This window comes from Flavobacterium erciyesense, from assembly GCF_018069925.1.
Taxonomy (GTDB): Bacteria; Bacteroidota; Bacteroidia; order Flavobacteriales; family Flavobacteriaceae; genus Flavobacterium; species Flavobacterium erciyesense.
Map to the genome: position 1 here is coordinate 1 of NZ_JAGPXB010000007.1, position 15,623 is coordinate 15,623.

The 15,623-nt window shown below is 34.1% G+C and carries 14 protein-coding genes; 6 read left to right on the forward strand and 8 right to left on the reverse strand.

Features of this window, described 5'->3' with window-relative positions; genetic code table 11:
- The coding region (locus tag KBJ98_RS08905) for a DUF7507 domain-containing protein (protein ID WP_449536184.1) at nucleotides 1–3,015 on the reverse strand (3,015 nt) is incomplete at its 3' end.
- 321 nt (nucleotides 3,016–3,336) lie between these two features.
- Between KBJ98_RS08905 and KBJ98_RS08910 the strand changes: the two genes are divergently transcribed.
- On the forward strand, nucleotides 3,337–4,806 hold the full coding sequence (locus tag KBJ98_RS08910; RefSeq protein WP_210789707.1) for a sensor histidine kinase: 1,470 nt from the start codon (nucleotides 3,337–3,339) through the stop codon (nucleotides 4,804–4,806).
- Between the two features lie 26 nt (nucleotides 4,807–4,832).
- A complete protein-coding gene (locus KBJ98_RS08915) occupies nucleotides 4,833–5,471 on the forward strand; it encodes a response regulator transcription factor (protein ID WP_210789709.1) in 639 nt (212 codons plus the stop codon).
- A 29-nt stretch (nucleotides 5,472–5,500) separates the two neighbouring features.
- Here KBJ98_RS08915 and KBJ98_RS08920 read toward each other — a convergent pair whose 3' ends face one another.
- The 3 genes from KBJ98_RS08920 to KBJ98_RS08930 form a co-directional block, all read right to left on the reverse strand.
- Nucleotides 5,501–6,355, reverse strand: coding sequence for an EamA family transporter (locus tag KBJ98_RS08920; protein ID WP_210789711.1), 855 nt, complete (start codon nucleotides 6,353–6,355; stop codon nucleotides 5,501–5,503).
- Between the two features lie 124 nt (nucleotides 6,356–6,479).
- Nucleotides 6,480–7,937 carry an AAA family ATPase gene (locus KBJ98_RS08925; protein ID WP_225899099.1) on the reverse strand — a complete coding sequence of 486 codons (1,458 nt, stop codon included), beginning with the start codon at nucleotides 7,935–7,937 and terminating at the stop codon, nucleotides 6,480–6,482.
- Between the two features lie 142 nt (nucleotides 7,938–8,079).
- Nucleotides 8,080–9,198: a vWA domain-containing protein gene (locus KBJ98_RS08930; RefSeq protein WP_210789713.1), complete on the reverse strand. Its 1,119-nt coding sequence runs from the start codon at nucleotides 9,196–9,198 to the stop codon at nucleotides 8,080–8,082.
- A gap of 283 nt (nucleotides 9,199–9,481) precedes the next feature.
- Between KBJ98_RS08930 and KBJ98_RS08935 the strand changes: the two genes are divergently transcribed.
- A complete protein-coding gene (locus KBJ98_RS08935; protein WP_210789715.1) occupies nucleotides 9,482–10,114 on the forward strand; it encodes a hypothetical protein in 633 nt (210 codons plus the stop codon).
- Nucleotides 10,115–10,310: 196 nt separating this feature from the next.
- Here the strand turns inward: KBJ98_RS08935 and KBJ98_RS08940 are convergent, their stop codons facing one another.
- The 3 genes from KBJ98_RS08940 to KBJ98_RS08950 are packed head-to-tail and all read right to left on the reverse strand — an operon-like array spanning nucleotide 10,311 to nucleotide 11,112.
- Entirely contained in the window at nucleotides 10,311–10,694 is a 384-nt protein-coding gene (locus KBJ98_RS08940; RefSeq protein WP_210789717.1) for a YchJ family protein, read from the reverse strand.
- Between the two features lie 7 nt (nucleotides 10,695–10,701).
- On the reverse strand, nucleotides 10,702–10,944 hold the full coding sequence (locus KBJ98_RS08945) for a hypothetical protein (RefSeq protein WP_210789720.1): 243 nt from the start codon (nucleotides 10,942–10,944) through the stop codon (nucleotides 10,702–10,704).
- An 18-nt stretch (nucleotides 10,945–10,962) separates the two neighbouring features.
- Nucleotides 10,963–11,112 carry a hypothetical protein gene (locus KBJ98_RS08950; RefSeq protein ID WP_210789724.1) on the reverse strand — a complete coding sequence of 50 codons (150 nt, stop codon included), beginning with the start codon at nucleotides 11,110–11,112 and terminating at the stop codon, nucleotides 10,963–10,965.
- Nucleotides 11,113–11,430: 318 nt separating this feature from the next.
- Here KBJ98_RS08950 and KBJ98_RS08955 point away from each other — a divergent pair, with 318 nt between their 5' ends.
- Together KBJ98_RS08955 and KBJ98_RS08960 are read left to right on the forward strand one after the other, a co-directional pair.
- Nucleotides 11,431–14,277, forward strand: a complete 2,847-nt coding sequence (locus tag KBJ98_RS08955) for a PAS domain S-box protein (protein WP_210789727.1) — start codon at nucleotides 11,431–11,433, stop codon at nucleotides 14,275–14,277.
- A complete protein-coding gene (locus tag KBJ98_RS08960) occupies nucleotides 14,274–14,675 on the forward strand; it encodes a response regulator (protein ID WP_225899100.1) in 402 nt (133 codons plus the stop codon). The genes KBJ98_RS08955 and KBJ98_RS08960 overlap by 4 nt, the downstream gene beginning before the upstream one ends.
- Before the next feature lie 27 nt (nucleotides 14,676–14,702).
- On the opposite strand, the gene KBJ98_RS08965 is transcribed toward KBJ98_RS08960, so the two are convergent.
- Entirely contained in the window at nucleotides 14,703–15,257 is a 555-nt protein-coding gene (locus KBJ98_RS08965; protein WP_210789729.1) for a hypothetical protein, read from the reverse strand.
- Between the two features lie 86 nt (nucleotides 15,258–15,343).
- On the opposite strand from KBJ98_RS08965, the gene KBJ98_RS08970 reads away from it, so the two are divergent.
- Complete coding sequence (locus KBJ98_RS08970) at nucleotides 15,344–15,589, forward strand: hypothetical protein (RefSeq protein ID WP_210789731.1); 246 nt, start codon at nucleotides 15,344–15,346, stop codon at nucleotides 15,587–15,589.
- The last annotated feature ends 34 nt before the right edge of the window (nucleotides 15,590–15,623 follow it).

The following is a 15,623-nucleotide window of genomic DNA, read 5'->3' on the forward strand; positions in this document are numbered from 1 at the left end:
GGCTGTTTTTACTAACGCTACGCTTGATGTCTTTGGAAGATTTGTAACCGTTGCGGTATCGTTTGTAGTTGTTGTTCCCGATGTATCTGAAACAGTAACATTTGATGTATCTGTTGCGCTTCCTACTGCCGAATTCGTTACCGTTCCCGCATCGATATCAGCTTGGGTAATGGTATAGTTTTGTGTTAAAGTGCCGCTTGCATTTGGAGCTAAAGTACTCGGACTTACCGCTACATTGGTCAATCCTAATTTAGCATCCGTAACCACTGCATTGGTAAGAGTTGTATTGCCTGTGTTGGTGATGGTGAAGGTATACGTAATGGTATCGCCTACTTGAGCTGCTGTCGCATTGCCATTGTAAACGGCTGTTTTCACTAATGCGATAGAATTAACTTGAGGTAATGCCGTAGCAGTACAAGTGGTACAAGACGGGTTAGGAGGACATACCAAACATAAAGTTGGATCTGTAGAAGTTGCGGTAATAATTGTCCCAAAAAAAGTACGAGCTGATACAGTAGCTAAATTATACACGACACCAGCATCAATATCCTGCTGGGTAATGTTATATAGCGCAGAGTAAGAAGTTGTATCGGTCGCACCGGCAGGCATTGATGCAATTGGAGAACCAGAAACAACAGCATTATTATCAGTAAGAGTAACATTTGTTAAAGTATCTGTACTAGTGTTTTTTATTTCAAAAACATAATCTATTCTATCTCCAACATTAACAATACCATCAGCATTAAAATCATTGTATGTGCCATCCTTGGTTAATAATAAAGAAGAAGGAAAACAATTAAAATTTCCTGAAGCCCCATCATTACTTTCTGATGTATTTACAAAAGCACCGTAAACATTTATAGAATTAATTACTGATGCTAATCCATTTACGCTGATTCTAACCTCATCAAATTCTTGTGAGGTTTTAAAACCCACATTATAAACTCCGGGAACAGAACCTAAAACATTTATTCCAAGTGCGGCAAGATCAATCAAATTGGCAGCTGATTTTGATTCAACAAAGATTCCATTGTTGTAAGTGCTAATAGTTAACGATTGAAACAAGTCTACCTGTGCCAAAGTACCCAAATCATCAATAACAAATCCTGCAAAGGTACCAGGAGGATAGGTGAACAACTGATCTTGAACAGCAATAGAACCAGTACTTGCTACACCTGCAACCAATGTAATATTTGCAAAATCATTAATATCAGCAGTTACAACATTTGATGCATTTGCAACATCACAACCCACGCAAACAAGACCAGAAATTCCGCTACGAGATGAATTAACTTGAACTGGAAATTCTGGATTTGATAAAAAGTAAGTCGCATCACATACAACCGTTGGTGCACAAAACTGTTGAACTACTGCATCATAAACTCGAATAGTTCCGAAACTTACCGCAACTGTATTTTCAAAATTAATTTGCACCTCATCATAGGCTGTTGTTGTCACAAAACCAAGTGTTTGCTTTCCAGAACCAGTCAATAAATTAGATCCTACTGCAACTAATGCTCCAGAACCTGATTTAGTTTCTTGCACTACACCATTTAGATAGGTTTTAATGGTAATACCGTTTAATGCATCTACATTTGCTAGAGCTGGCGTTTCAATAGTAAATCCAGCAAATGATCCTGATGAATAATCTGTTATTTGATTTTTAACCGCCAACTTACCTATTACACCAACTCCTACTGTGTTATTTATGGTTGCAAAATTAGAAGGATCACTATCTACCAAAAATTGAGTATCAGTTGCATTACAACCTACACAAAGTACACCATCAAAACCTGTGTTTGCTGAATTTACAAAAACAGGATATAGCGGAGCAGTCATAGCTGTTGGTGTATTACAAACTAAATTAGGGCCAGCACAAAAATTTTGCAAAACGGAGCCATACACTCTAGTTGTACCTAAATTTAAAGCCAAGGTTTGATTAATGGTGAGTCGAATTTCATTAAAAGTTTGAGTAGCCACAAATCCTACTGGCATACGACCACCAGCATTTAATAAACCAGCATTTGCAATCAAATTACTGCCGCTGCTTTGTTCTCTAAAAACACCATTTAAATAAGTCGCAACAACCACATTGCCCAAAGCACCAACTGCAGCTAAATTTGAATTTTCGATTTCAAAACCTGCGAAAGTGTTTATTGGGTATATATCTACTTGATTTTTAATCGCAAACGTTCCTGTAGCAACAACACCCACATTCAAATTTATGGCTGCAAAATCATTTGAATCGGAATTAATGGCGTTTTCAGCATCGGCTATACTTCCTAAAGAAACTCCTGACAAACCGGTAGCAGCTTGATTTATTGCAACGGGAAAGTTAGGAAGTTGTGGTTTTGTACTTACATTACAAACCAAAGCTGGACCAGCGCAATATTCTCTGATTACCGCATGGTAGATTGATGTTGAACTTAAAGCTGAAATGCCTGAGTTTATAGCAATTTCTATTGAATCAAAAGCAGAAGAGGTATTGAATCCAACTATAAAATCGCTAGGATTACCCAAAACACTTAAGCCAAGTAAAGACGTTCCCGAAAAAGATTGCACTAAAGTACCCCCTAAATAAGTGTTGATACTGATGCCATTCAGTACATCAAGATTTAAAACACCCACCGATGATTGTATTTTAAAACCGGCAAATGAACCAGCACTGTATACTGTGTTTCCATCAGAAACACGCAAGCGATGTGTAGTACCCACACCGAGCGCTCCAAAACTAGCAGTAGCGCTATTAGTTAAATCTGCGTCAATCAAATTATTTCTATCTGATATACCACATCCTAGAAGAGCAACACAAAGACCACTAGTAGAAGAGGAAACGGATAAATTATCAAAATTTGTCGTCGTAAAAGGACGAGGTATTTCAGAATTACATTGGCTGTGTGCGACGTTAACCCCGGAGAAGAATAGACTTAAAATAACTAGCTGCAGAATGTTTATTTTCAAAGTTTTATTAAGCTTTAGCCAATTTAAACTGGATAGTAGGTAGTGCTGTTTCATAAGGACTAATTTTAATTTAATCGAAAAAACTTTGTTGTTGTTGTGCGGCTGCTCCTACAGCCTAACACTGATTTGTATATTACATGATTTGGGTTTCCCTAAAGTAAAATAATTTTTTAGTAAAAAGTAGGAAAAAATACAAACAAAAAACTATCGACAACTAAAATTAAATCGACTTAAAAATCATTATAAATAAATAATAAAGTTGACACTTTCTTACAAAACTAACATGAACCACTCTTTTTTAAGCAATTAGATATACTAAACAAAAAAGTTTTTAATTATATTTGGTAAGAAATAACAAACTTAAAACGATAACACTTGGTCAACAAATTACCAAAACTGAATTTGAAGGCATTAAATTTGCAACAAGTTATCAGCATAACTGTTATAGCTTGTACTATTTTAATTCTCGTAAATTACTATACGATTAAGATCATGTCAGCCACTAGGTCTTACGTAAATGGTGAATCTCTTTACTCCAAAGGTCACAATAAGGCAGTTAATAGCTTACTCCTATTTTTGTTCACCGAGCAAGATTTGTATTGGCAACAATTTGAAGATGGTTTAGCAGTAAATTTTGGAAATGAAAAAGCACGAATTGCTATGCAAAGTGGCGCCGAAAAAAAGATTATTGAAAATGCATTAAGTGAAGGAAAAAATTCTGTTGAAGATTTAGACGATATGATTTGGTTGTTTAATACCTTTAAATCAGTACCATTTTTTAAAAAAGCTATTTATCATTGGGAACTTGGTGATCAACTAAACAGAGAACTATTTCAACTTGGTCAGAATATCCATCAGGAAAACAACAAAAATAAATTAAATGAAAATTATCGATCCGAAATGGTTCTGAAAATTAACGTATTGAGTTCTAAAATCGAACTTAATCAAGATGCTTTTTCACAAAGTTTTGGCATTGGCACTCGCGCCACAAAAAAATACCTTATCTGGTTCAATGTAATGTTCAGTTTAATTCTCATCAGTACAATCACGCTATACTACTATGCTAGTGCCAAACGCATACAAAGATCACAATTAAAGATAAGCGCTCGAACCAAGCAACTTTTGAGCACTATCAAGGATTTAAAAAAAGCCAAATACAACCTGTCAAAAGAAATCATACAACACAAAAAAATTATTGGAACCATAAGTCACGATATACAAAGTCCTTTAAAATATATTCAAGTCATTGCAAAGCATCTTTTAGATAATCCGCAGCAAGACCCTTTGTCTAAAAAATATATTGCTTCCATTTATAAGTCATCAACACAACTGAATGATTTTACAAAAAATCTAGTTGATTATTCGAAAATTTATATTGAAGATCGACACGGCGAAAAAAAAACCTATTCTATCCTTGAACTAATTGAAAATAAAATTTTGTTCTTTGGGGAAGTTGCTGCAAACAATGCAACAACCTTTATTGCAGAGGTCGCCGTTGATTTGCTATCAAATATCAACAGCCGAGTCGTTTCGGTAATTATTCATAACCTAACAGATAACGCGGTCAAAAACACACATAATGGAACGATAACTATTGGCGCTAAAATAGAAAACCAAAATCTTATATATTACGTAAATGACACAGGGATAGGGATGAAAGAGGAGCAAATAAACTATTATATGACGCTTCAAAACAACCGAGACCTTGAAAAATTAATACTAAGCACCTACGGAATTGGTTTACATTTAGTACTAGAGTTACTCCTAATAATTAAAGGAAAAATACATTTTGAAAGTAATGTAAGGCAAGGAACAAAAGTAACAGTTACCATACCACTCGAGTAACTTGTATAGAATTAAAATAGAATACAATGCAAAAAAATGTCTTAATCGTCGATGATCATTTTGTAGTAAGCATAGGGATTTCCATAATACTAAAGGAAAGGTTCCCTGAATTTAGTATTGATACTGCCGATACTTATTTTGAATTGCTAAATAAATTAGATCAAAGTAACTTGGATTTAATCCTATTGGATATCAATATACCAGGGGGTAAAAATACCGATATGATTCAAGAAATTAAGAGCATTCAGCCCGAGGTGAAAATTCTAATGGTTTCTGGCTACGACGAAAAAACTCATGCTTGCCCTTACATAATGGCTGGTGCCAATGGATATTTAAATAAACTTTGTGATAAAAATCAAATTACAACAGCTGTTGATTTAATTCTGCAAAATGGTTCGTACCTACCGCCAAGTACCTTACAAAATTTAATCCAAATTAGTACCAATAAAATCAGTTTGAATCCTTTGGAACAACTGTCTAAAAGAGAAAAAGAAATTACTGAATTGCTGATTTTAGGGGATGGCAATATCGAAATAGCAAACAAGCTAGACATAAATCTAACTACTGTAAGCACGCATAAGAATAAAATTTTCAGCAAATTGAAAGTCAAGAATGTGATAGAACTTTCTCAACTAAGCAATAAAATGCCTGGTTTGAATATTTAATAGATGATCAATATCGGAACTTTTATAATCTATGATTGTTGCGAGAGAACTATCAAAACAATGGCGGTAATTGCCGCAAGAAGTCCTACGTAATTAAGTTTAGACAACTTTTCCTTAAATGCTAATACGCCAACTAAACTGCCTAGCACAATAACTCCCATATTCATTCCTGCGAAAACAGTAGAAGGATTTTGGGCAAATTCTTGATGTGCTTTCAAATAAAACAAAATATTCCCGAAATTAAAAAGTCCGACCCCGATGCCAAAAAGAATATTTTTGAAAACAAATTTTTGCTTTTGAATACCTATTTGATACAATAACACACCAACCATAATTGTTAGTGAAATAGCGAAAACTACAAATAGAGATGTGGTATATGGCAAAGTAGTATTCAGTGCCACTTGTTTGAACAAAATATCAATAGCACCAAAACCTACCAATACGATCGCAGGATAAATCCATTGCGAATTTTGATCTTGATTCGGCTTATTTAAAATACAAAGCAAAGCCGGAAAAGCAATAACTAATGCACTTACTTTAAAAACAGAAAAGCTCTCACCAAAAAGTAACCAAGCTGCAAGAATGGGAATAAACAAGGATAAGCGCTGAGCTGCATCGGTTTTTACAATGCCTACTTGTTGAATTGATTTTGCTAAAACTAAAAAAATAGTAGGTAGCAAAATACCTAAAAGTATATACAATTGCCAAGGAAAAACTACTGTTTCATCGGCAAAATTAGGTTCAAAAAAGAAGTAACAAAGTAGTATAGCAGTAGCATAATTAAAAGCTACAATTTGTTTTGGATTTGCATCATAATGACGTGACAGTTTAAAGATAACGCCAACGGTAACACTGCAAACAACACTTAAAAGTAAAAACAACATCTTATTTTATTTTGAACTGCAAAAATACATTTTTTAAAACGCTACATATGCAAGTTTTTCTTGGATAATTTTTTTAAATGAAGAAGTAAAAAAAGGGTTTAACCGAAGCTAAACCCTTTTAAAATTACAATTTACTGATAAAACTACCGTAAATATCTTTGAACTGATAGCCTTCTGCAAAGCGGTCTTTACTCAGTTTTTTATATTCAACTAATCCCCACAAGATAAATTCTTTCATGAAATTTTGATCCTGCTTTTCTAACTGCGGTTGGTATTTTTGAATCAGCGCATCTAATGGCGCGATATTACTCAAAATTCTTTCGTATTCTGCATTGCTGCAATCGTCTAGCAACTCAAAACCGCTTTCCGCAAAAAACCATTCAATTAAATCAGTGTATGGCGTTTTTTGATCTTGTTTTTCTAACTTTTCAATTTTTGGAAAAAAGGCCGGGAAAAAAGTATGAATAGCATCATTAAGTAAATGTTGTGCAACGGCTGCAGCTCCTTCTTGCTCTCCTTCGTACACCAATTCTACCTTTCCAGTAATGGCAGGAATGATTCCCATAAAATCAGACAAGCGTAAGGTTGTTTTGTCATCACCTGCGCGCAATGCACGTCGCTCCGCAGTGCTTAGTAAATTTTCGAAAGCTGTAATGCTCATTCTGGCACTTACTCCACTTTTGTTATCGATATATTCACTTTCTCTAGCTTCAAAACTAATTTGCTCTAACAAATCACGCGCTAACGAAGGTACGTAAACCAAATCGCTCTGATTTGCATCGAGCTTTGCTTCTTGCTCCGTGATAGTACGTGCAATTTTTATCGATTCTGGATAGTGCGTTAATATTTGAGAACCAATTCTGTCTTTTAATGGCGTAACAATACTACCACGATTGGTGTAATCTTCAGGGTTTGCGGTAAAGATAAATTGCATATCGAGCGGCATACGCAATTTAAAACCACGAATTTGAATATCGCCTTCTTGTAGAATATTAAACAAAGCAACTTGAATTCGGGCTTGTAAATCTGGCAACTCGTTGATGACAAAAATACAACGGTTGGCACGCGGTATCATTCCGAAATGAATGACACGGTCGTCAGCATAAGATAGTTTTAAATTAGCAGCTTTGATAGGATCTACATCGCCAATTAAGTCGGCAACAGTTACATCTGGAGTAGCTAATTTTTCAAAAAAACGTTCACTACGGTGCAACCATGCAATTGGTGTGGCATCGCCATGTGCGGCAATTAAGTCTTTTGAAAAACGTGAAATGGGCGCCAACGGATCATCATTAATTTCAGATCCAGCCACATACGGAATATACTCATCAAGCAATTCAATCATTTTGCGAGCCAATCTCGTTTTAGCCTGACCACGTAGGCCTAATAAATTGATGTTGTGGCGGGATAAAATTGCGCGCTCTAATTCTGGAATTACGGTGTTTTCGAAACCGTGAACGCCTTCGAAAGTTGGTTTTCCTGATTTTATTTTATCGCGTAGGTTGTTGCGCAATTCGTCTTTGATACTTTTAGTTTGGTATCCGGCTTGTTTTAATTCGCCAAGTGTTTTTATGTGGTTCATTGAGATCTATTTTGAAAATGTATATTATTTTTATGGTATTTGAGTTTGCGTTAGGGATGGAAGCGGCATCCTTTTGTGCAGCGACAGCGAAACAAAAGATACAGCCTACAGCCCGACCCGCCGCCGCGGGTAACGCCCTACTCTACTTTATTCTTTTTTTTCGATTGGTTTCATAATCTTCAAAAATCATTTCGCCTAAACCTTTTAATCCGGTATAAAAGGCTTTCCCTTGGTTGGACTCTGTGAATTTGTTGACGAATTTTTGCAAATACGGATCGTTGGCAATCATAAAAGTCGTAATCGGAATGTGTAACTTTCGAGCTTGTTGCGCCTGATTGTAGCATTTGTCAACGATGTATTCGTCGAGACCGTTGCTATTCATATAATACGATCCGTCTTTTTCGCGCACGCAACTTGGCTTTCCATCGGTAATCATGAAAATTTGTTTGTTGGTGTTTCTTTTTCTACGTAAAATATCCATGGCCAACTGCAAACCTGCTACTGTGTTGGTGTGATACGGTCCAACTTTCAGGTACGGTAAATCGCGAATAGCAATTGTCCAAGCATCGTTGCCAAATACCAAAATATCAAGCGTGTCCTTTGGGTAGCGCGTGGTGATTAATTCGGCCAACGCCATGGCAACTTTCTTAGCGGGCGTAATACGATCTTCGCCGTACAATATCATACTATGGCTGATGTCAATCATCAAAACTGTACTCATTTGAGCTTTGAATTGCGTGTCTTCAACAATCAAATCATTTTCAGTAAGCATAAAGTCGGCCACACCATTATTGATTTGGGCGTTGCGTAAACTCTCTGTTAACGAAATGCGTTCGAGACCATCGCCAAAATGAAATTCGCGAAACTCACCAGTGTGCTCATCACCATTTCCGCTGTGTTTGGTTTTGTGATTTCCGTTTCCAGCTCGTTTTAAGTTTCCGAAAATTGTATCTAAGGCTTGCTGGCGAATGGCTCTTTCTGTTTTGGCGGTAATTCCCAAGCCTGGAGTTCCGTCGTCTTTGATTTCCTCACGTAGGTAACCTTTTTTCTTTAAGTCTTCGATAAAATCATCGATGGTATATGAATCGTCTGTGAGTTTGTACTCTACATCAAGTTCTCGCAACCAATCAATAGCTTCATCAAAATCACCTGAGGTATGGGTGATTAGCTCCTTGAATATACCAAAGAGCCTATCGAAGGGCGACTGATAAGGCGCCTCATACGACTTGAAGTAAAATCCTTTAGTAGTCTTGTTTCTCATAATTGTTAAAATTACGGCTTTTTGAAAGTATGCTGTAGAAACGTTTATTAATTTTTAGTTAAAAACTTTTGGATGCTAAATAATCCATTATCGAACGTGCATTGTAGTTATTTGGAAATAAAAAAAAAGTAAAAAAACCTACAAACTATAAAAAATGATATCTTTGATTTTTAAAATTACGTGAAGCAATACTTTATTCCTGACAGCAGTAATTCTTGAAGTTATTTACCAAAAAATGATCACCCTTAAAACCACAAATCAATTCCTCAAAATCAATTAAAAAATGAAAAAATCAATTCTCTTTTTAACATTACTATTGTTTACCTGTTTCGTTGTCCATTCACAAACCTTTGAAGGCAAAATTGTTTATCAAAACAATATTAAAAGTAAATTACCCAATGTAACTGATGCTCAATTTGCAGCAATGATGGGCAATACAATGGAGTATTACATAAAAAATGGTGATTATAAAACGATTTCTAATGGTAGCTTACTGCAATCTCAAAATTACATTAATTCCGAAAATAAACTGTATACAAAAATGGCTAACTCCGAAACATTTATGTGGAATGATGGCGCTACTAACCCCGACGAAGTACTCAAGGTAGAAATTAATAAAGCAGTTACTACTGTAGCAGGCCATAGCTGTGATGAAGTAATTTTAACCTGCAAAAGCGGTATTCAAAAATATTACTACAATGCCAAAATAGCTGTAGATGCTGATAAATTTGTGAATCATAAATTTGGAAATTGGTATGCCTTTGTATCGCAATCAAAAGCATTGCCACTAAAGTACACCATTGAAAACCCTCAATTTTCAATGGAAGTAACTGCAACTAGTGTTGAAAACATAGTTTTAGAACCTAGTTTTTTTGCTTTACCAGCAAATGCAAAAACGGCTAAAAATCCGTATTAAAACGTTATAAAATAATGCTTTCGCAATACAAAAAAAGTCGCACTGCTTTTGATGCTATAAGAACTGTAAAAAAACAAGGTACTGCTTATTTTTTCTTTACACATAATTAAAAAATGCCCCAATTAATATTTTACTTTTTGTGGCATTTTCTTGTTTTAAACAAATTTATTTATTGCTGCCGAGAGGTTGGGTTATATTATAAAAAGATTCCATCAACATAATACCAAAAACCACCTTCGTAGGCAAAGGTAGATCGTTCGTGATGTACGCACAATATTTGCTCTTCATTGCGATACCACGCTTTAAACTCAATAACGGTGGCTGTTGCGCTTATAATTTGTAATTCAATCCACTCGTTTTTGGTGGCCCATTCAAGTAACTCAGTCTTACAATAAAGTTTTCTTTGGGTTTCGTGTGTTGTTGACAATAAATAATCGGCGTTGTGCAAAGCATAGGCACTATATCGAGAACGCATCAAGGCCTCGGCAGTATTTGCTTTTGAATGGTCTAAATGTGCCAATTGACAACACTTACAGTAGGTTTTACCAGAGCAACAAGGACACAAATCGTCAGTTTTCATTCCTGTCCTAATTTATTTGTGAACTCGAATCATTAAAACTAACAATTTTTTGCTGCAATTGATTCAGCAAAACTTGGTATTTACTAATTTCAATTAGATCATCGTCTTCATCAGAATAGTCGAGTAATTCATCCAGTTCGTCACTTACATCTGCTAAAGTTAATAAGGCTTCTTGTGCATTCTTTACAGCGATACAATCAATAATATGCTGTACACTTTTTTTTATATCTTCAAATTTAGGATTTTCCATTTTTATTTGCTGTTAACCTTATTCTTGACTGTTTTTATCCTCATTAAATTTCTTGGTAATTTGCTTCAACTTTTCTTTTCTAGCAATTACGGCTTGCTTTGCTTTGTCCTGCGCTTTGTGCAATTTATCATTGTGTTTTTTGATATTGCGTTCGTTATTTCTTCCCACAATTTGTAGTTTATTTATTTTCAATTCTGGTGACAAAGTTCGGCTTTATTGTTCAAACAGAATTGTTTTTTTAACATTGTTTCAACTTAATTTATTTTGTTACCTACAAATACAATTGATTTTCAATTATTTAAATAAAAAATTTTAAATGTTACATGATTTTAGATTAATCAAATATTAAAATATTTAAAAATTACTTTTTTATTCCTACAAAACAGTCGTCAGAAAATTTAATTCTCTATCTTGCATGACATAATAGATATTTTTCTTATCTTTAGTTGCTGAATGCCTAGGCTTTGTTAACATATCTTTAAATACATGAACTTTGACAAAAAACACAATAAGCTCATTACTTGGTTTTTAGAAAGACCTGTTAGCACCAGCCTTCTAACATTTTTGCTTTTGACGGTTTTGGCAGCTTACGTTGTGCATCAGCAATACCAATTATTAAAAGAGCATGACCAAAAAGAAATGAACAATATCCTTCAGGTTGTGCATCAAAACATTGAGCAATCTCTTAAAAATTATACCACAACAACACTCACTTTGGCGCTTTCGATAGATGATGAAGGAATTCCCAAAGATTTCGAGTACGTAAGCCGACGATTAATAGAATCTAACAAATCGATATTCGCTGTACAATTGGTGCCCAATGGAGTAATTAAATATCTTTATCCTTTAGAGAAGAACAAAGCAGCGCTTAATGTAAATATATTAACAGACCCTTATTTAAAAAATGAAGCCCTACGTTCTATTGCAAACCGTAAAATTTATTTTGCAGGGCCTTTGAAATTGCGCCAAGGTGGTTTAGGAATTGTAGGGCGTTTTCCTATTTTTTACAAAAATAAATTCTGGGGATTTTCTGCTGTAGTTATCAAATTAGATACCTTTTTAGATGTTTCAGGGATCAAAAATATTGATAATTCAAAATATTATTTTCAATTCTCAAAATTTGACACTACACTCAAAAAAGAAGTTTTCTATTTGCCGAATGCAAATGATGACTTTTCGAAACATTATAATATTTCAACTAGAATATCAGATGGAGACTGGAAATTATACCTAATTTCCAAAAATAAAAATTCTTTGTATTCCCAAATTCTAATTCCTGGTATTATAGGGGTTATCCTTGCTGCTATGCTCAGTTTTTTATTGTACAGATTACTGCATTTACCAAGAGAATTGCGGTCTTTAGTTACTATGCAAGCAACCAAATTATTAGACTCTGAAATTAAATTCCGATCTATTTTTGATCAAGCAGCGCTCGGTATTGCTCATGTAGATGCCAATTCTGGAAATTTTATTGAAATTAACAACCAATTTTGCTCCATATTGGGTTACTCGCAGCAAGAAATGAAAGAAAAAAACTTTCAAAACATTACGCATCCTGAAGATTTGGCATTAGATTTACACATGTTGGAGAAATTAATGAACGGTCAAATAAATGAATATGCTGTAGAAAAAAGATATTTTACCAAAAGCGGAACAATTGTTTGGATGCATTTGACCGTTTCACCTTTACTTAGAAAAGAGAAAAAATTAAACTCGGTTATTTCAATTGTAGAAGATATTTCACAAAAAAAAGAAGCTGAATTTTTAATTAAAAAAAATGAAACTCGCTTTAAAAGTCTTTTTGATGATTCTCCTTTACCATTACGAGAAGAGGACTTTTCTGCTATTAAACACTATTTGAAAGAAAATAATCTTTACAAAAAAAACAAAACACTGTTAGTTGAATTTTTCAAAAACAATCAAGACGTTGTCAATACTTGCTACTCTTTGATCAAAATGATTAACATTAACAAGGCCTGCCTTAAATTGTACAAAGTAAAAACCAAAGAAGAATTAACCTTGCACCAAGCAGCTTTACAAAACACCTATTCACATCAACATTTCATAGAAAGCTTAATTGCTATATCTCAAGGCAAAAAACAGTTTGCTATTGATACTCAAATGAGAAACGCAGAAGGCGAACTTAGAGATATAAATTTAAGATGGAACGTTATTAAAGGAAACAAAAAAAGTTTTGAGCGCGTAATTGTTTCTAGTGAAGATATTACCGAACGACTTATTTCTGATAAAATCATCCTCGAAACCAAACAAAAAGTAGAATCGTTAATCAATACCATTGATGGAATTGTATGGGAATGTGACGCTAGCACTTTGACATTTAATTTTGTAAGTCAAAAAGTAGAAGACATATTAGGTTATACACCCGAGGAATGGTTGTCAAAGCCTTCTTTTTGGCAAGAACATATCTATCAAGAAGATATAGATTGGGTACAAGAATATTGTCAAACAAAAACCTTACAACGTGAAGATCATGACTTTGAATACCGCATGATAGCCAAAGATGGTACTGTAGTATGGCTAAGGGATATTGTCAACATTATCTATGAAAACGGAAAAGCTGTTAGTTTGCGCGGTATCATGATTGATATCACTAAAACAAAGCAAGCGCAAGATGAATTAAATAATTCGTTCACCATAGTAAGCGAACAAAATAAACGATTACTTAATTTCTCTTATATCGTTTCACATAATTTACGATCGCATACTAGCAATATAGCCTCTGTTATAGCATTGATAGAATCGTCAGAATCCGAGAAGGAACGCCAAGAAATGATGGAATTATTAAAGTCTGCTAGCGATTCCTTAAACGAAACCATGTTGCATTTGAATGAGGTAATTAATATTCGAAATAATATCGGACTGATATCTGAAACCGTAAATTTAAAAGAGTATGTCGGTAGAGCAGCTACTATATTATCCGATGAAATCTCAACACAAAATGTTATCTTTCAAAATCAAATTCCAGACAACGTTTTAATTAAATACAATCCGGCATATTTAGAGAGTATATTATTTAATTTAATATCTAATTCCATTCGATACCGAGATCATTCGCGTCAACCTCTGATTGCAGTTAGCCTGCATGAAGAAAATAAAAAGAAAGTAATTCAAATTACAGATAATGGAATCGGAATTGATTTGGTTAAAAACGCAGATAAAATTTTTGGTATGTACAAAACTTTTACCTCACATGCCGATGCTCGAGGAATTGGCTTATTCATAACAAAAAACCAAATTGATGCAATGGGTGGAAACATTACAGTAGAAAGTGAACCAAATATTGGTACAACATTTAAAATTTATATAAAATGATCACAAAAAAATCAATATGGATTGTAGATGACGACCCAATTTATCAAATTATCGCCAATAAAATAATCCAGAGATCTGATATGTTTTCAGAGGTAACAACCTTTAAAAATGGCAGAGAAGCAATGAACATTGTGCATCAAGTTTTAGAAAACAAAAATACAATTCCTGACATTATTTTACTGGATATCAACATGCCTGTAATGGACGGTTGGGAATTTATGGAAGAACTAACGGCAATAAAACCACAAATTCAAAAAGAATTTTCGGTTTACATTGTTAGTTCTTCTATTGCGGTAGAAGACAAAAGCAAATCGAAAAAATATAATGACATTTTGGGTTACCTTTCTAAACCAATATCAGTTAATGACCTTCTATTAATTGCTTTAAAAGACGAGTAGTTGTATTTTGCAAAGATAAAGCGAAGTTTAGCTCTCTAGCTTCACTTCGTTTTTTATTTCATCTAACCCTTTATCTGTTTCAATTAACCTTGTAATTATTTTTTTTCGCAGTAGATCAATGTCTTCCTCATCAAAATATTTAGACCAAGATTCCAATTCAAACAAGTTACGAACTTGTTTGATACGTTTTCTTGTATCTAGACTATTCCTTACTACTGCTTTTTTATCATATAAAGGATTATTAATATGCTGATATTGCACCGTTTTTGTTTCAAAATTAGCTTCTAAATAATATAATTTATCTGTTGCATTATCCGGATAGAAGGAATCCCATTTAGCAAAACCAAGCTTTCTTTTTGATACTGACTCAGGATTCATCGGTTCTAAACGCCACTTACTATTTGCAAGCCGCCCCCAATGATTAGAATAGCGATACATCCCTTCTTTAGTGTAATAATAGGTACTACCTGCTTTGCTTTCGTATTGAATTTTTAAATTATCAATAGCTGTCAATTCAACTTCGGTAAAAATACAAAAAGTATTTTTAAATGATCCGGGACGTGGTTTAAAATTAGAATTCATACTACAAAGGTACACACATCTTATAAAATAAAACAGAGCTAAGGATATTTGCATAACTTTGCAACCTGAAAATTAAAAATTACAACATGACAAAATCTCAAGACGATAAGATATTACAAAAAGGAATTTACACCGGAATCATGGAGAAAGACGATAAAAATAACTTTTTTTGCGGCATTTATCTCCTTGATTATAAAATGGCTTTGAAACACACATTGGGAGAATTAATTACCATCAAATCTGTAATTGAAAACCCAAGTGATATCAGTCATGGACAGTATCCTAAAAAGTCAAAAAACTTTGACAAAGCCAATCATAAACCACAACAGTAAAGAAAACTAAACTTTTACAGTAATTTTTGAGGTG